The sequence below is a fragment of the Streptomyces kebangsaanensis genome, from assembly GCF_001906585.1.
Classification (GTDB): domain Bacteria; phylum Actinomycetota; class Actinomycetes; order Streptomycetales; family Streptomycetaceae; genus Streptomyces; species Streptomyces kebangsaanensis.
This window is the reverse complement of sequence record NZ_JUJA01000164.1, coordinates 111,499-114,036: the sequence shown is the minus strand read 5'-3', so window position 1 is coordinate 114,036 and position 2,538 is coordinate 111,499. Positions and strand designations below refer to the sequence as shown.

Annotated in this window: 2 protein-coding genes and 1 pseudogene; all 3 read right to left on the bottom strand. The window is 73.5% G+C overall.

Annotated elements, in window-relative coordinates; all coding sequences use genetic code 11:
* Positions 1 to 1,249, bottom strand: a pseudogene (locus RH94_RS33605) (lactate utilization protein B); the annotation flags it as partial.
* Between the two features lie 77 nt (positions 1,250 to 1,326).
* Entirely contained in the window at positions 1,327 to 2,082 is a 756-nt protein-coding gene (locus RH94_RS33600; RefSeq protein WP_073952103.1) for a (Fe-S)-binding protein, read from the bottom strand.
* 89 nt (positions 2,083 to 2,171) lie between these two features.
* The coding region (locus RH94_RS45405) for an FGGY-family carbohydrate kinase (protein ID WP_267893416.1) at positions 2,172 to 2,538 on the bottom strand (367 nt) is incomplete at its 5' end.

Here is a 2,538-nt window from a genome sequence, read left to right as displayed (position 1 = left end):
GCCGCTGGCCGCCGCGCAGGGCGCCCGGGCGCGTGAACGCCCAGCGGGCCGCCCGCATCGCCGCGCGCTCGGCGGCGTGCCCCTTCGCGGGCCGGAGCACCACCTTGTTGCCGCCCCGCGTCACCGGGCCGCCCTGGACGACCCGTTCCCTCAGGTGCACCAGCACCTCGGGGATGTCGATGGCGACCGGGCACACCTCGTAGCAGGCGCCGCACAGCGAGGACGCGTACGGCAGGGAGGCGTCGATCTCGCTCGCCGTACCGCGCAGTTGGGGGCTGAGGATCGCGCCGATCGGTCCCGGGTAGACCGAGCCGTAGGCATGGCCGCCGGCCCGCTCGTAGACCGGGCAGACGTTCAGGCACGCCGAGCAGCGGATGCAGCGCAGGGCCTGGCGGCCCACCTCGTCGGCGAGCGTGTCGGTGCGGCCGTTGTCCAGCAGGACCAGGTGGAAGGCGCTCGGACCGTCCCCGTCGGCCGTGCCGGTCCACATGGACGTGTACGGGTTCATGCGCTCGGCCGTGGAGGAGCGGGGGAGCGTCTGCAGGAAGACCTCCAGGTCCCGCCAGGTCGGCACGATCTTCTCGATGCCCACGACCGAGATCAGCGTCTCGGGCAGGGTCAGGCACATCCGCCCGTTTCCCTCGGACTCCACGACCACCAGGGTGCCGGTCTCGGCGACGACGAAGTTGGCGCCGGAGATGCCGACCCTGGCGTGCAGGAACTTCTCCCGCAGGTGCAGCCGGGCCGCCTCCGCCAGTTCGGCGGGCGTGTCCGTCAGCCCTTCGGGGGCCGGGCGGCCCCACTCGGCCATCTCGGAGCGGAAGATGTCCCGGATCTCGCCGCGGTTGCGGTGGATCGCGGGGACGAGGATGTGCGAGGGCCGGTCCCCGCCCAGTTGCACGATCAGCTCGGCGAGATCGGTCTCGTAGGCCCGGACGCCCTCCGCCTCCAGGGCCTCGTTGAGCCCGATCTCCTGCGTGGCCATCGACTTGACCTTGACGACTTCCGTCTCCCCTGTCGCCTTGACCAGGCCGGCCACGATCCGGTTGGCCTCGTCCGCGTCGACCGCCCAGTGCACGGTGCCGCCGGCCGCCGTGACCGTCTCCTCCACCTGCTCCAGATAGCGGTCCAGGTGCCGGAGCGTGTGGTCCTTGATCTGCTTGCCGGCCTCCCGCAGCGCCGCCCAGTCGGAGACCTCCGCCACCGCCGCGGCCCGCTTGGCGCGGATGGTGTGCGTGGCGTGGCGCAGGTTGCCGCGCAGCGTCGTGTCGCGCACGGCGTCGTGCGCGGCCCGGGGAAAGGCGGGCATCCCCACGAACGTGCCGCTCATGCCGCCGGCTCCTCCTCCGTGCTCGCCAGGATCTCCGCGATGTGCACCGGCCTCATGTCCGCGCCCAGCCGGGTCATCGTCCCGCCGATGTGCATCAGACACGAGTTGTCGCCCGCGCACAGCACCTGGGCGCCGGTCGACTCGGCGTTGCGCACCTTGTCGGCGCCCATCGCCGCCGAGACGTCGGGGTTCTTCACCGCGAACGTGCCGCCGAACCCGCAGCACTCCTCGGCGCCGGGCAGGTCGGCCAGCTCCAGCCCCCTCACCGCCCGCAGCAGCCGCCGGGGCCGGTCCCCGAGGCCCAGGCCGCGCAGTCCGTGGCAGGTCGGGTGGTACGTCACCCGGTGCGGGTAGTACGCCCCCACGTCCGTCACCCCCAGCACGTCCACCAGGAACTCCGTCAGCTCGTACGTCTTCGGCACCACCGGCGCCAGCACCCGCTCCAGCGTGTCCCCGCGCCCCTCGGCCCGCGCCCGCGCGCCCAGGCGCGGATACAGCTCCCGCACCATCGCCGCGCACGACCCGGACGGTGTCACGATCGCCTCGTAGTCCCGGAAGACATCGGAGAAGTGCCGGGCCATCGGCTCGGTCTCGTGCCGGTACCCGGTGTTGTAGTGCGCCTGTCCGCAGCAGGTCTGCGCCATCGGGAAGTCCACCTCCACGCCCAGCCTGGTCAGCAGTTTCACCACGGCGCGTCCGGTGTCCGGATAGAGCGTGTCGTTGACGCAGGTCAGGAACAGGGCGACACGCATCGCGGCTCCTTGTGGTCGGTCATCGGGAGGGTGATGGGGGCACCGCCCACTCGCGTTCAGCGTAGTGGGGGACCGGTCGGGCGGGCGGTTCACGCGGTGCGGGCGGCGAGCCGGGCCCCGGCCGCCCGCCAGGCCGCCGCGTCACCGCGCGGCTCGTACCGGCTGAGCCGCTGCGTACGGGCCAGCAGGCGCCGCATCCCGGCCCGGTCGCCGACCAGTCCGTGCACCCGGGCCTGCACCAGCACATTGCCGAGGGCCGCCGCCTCCGTCGGCCCGGCCACCACCGGCAGCCCGCAGGCGTCGGCGGTCAGCTGGCACAGCAGGGCGTTGCGGGCGCCGCCGCCGACGACGTGCACCACGTCGACCGGGTGATCGGCGAGCCGCCGCGCCTCGGCGACCGCCCGGCGGTGGGCGAGCGCGAGCGAGTCGAGAATGCAGCGCGTGATCTCGGCGGGG

Coding starts and splice junctions, on each gene's coding strand:
- RH94_RS33600 (WP_073952103.1), bottom strand. CDS start 2,082: ATGCGTGTCGCCCTGTTCCTGACCTGCGTCAACGACACGCTCTATCCG.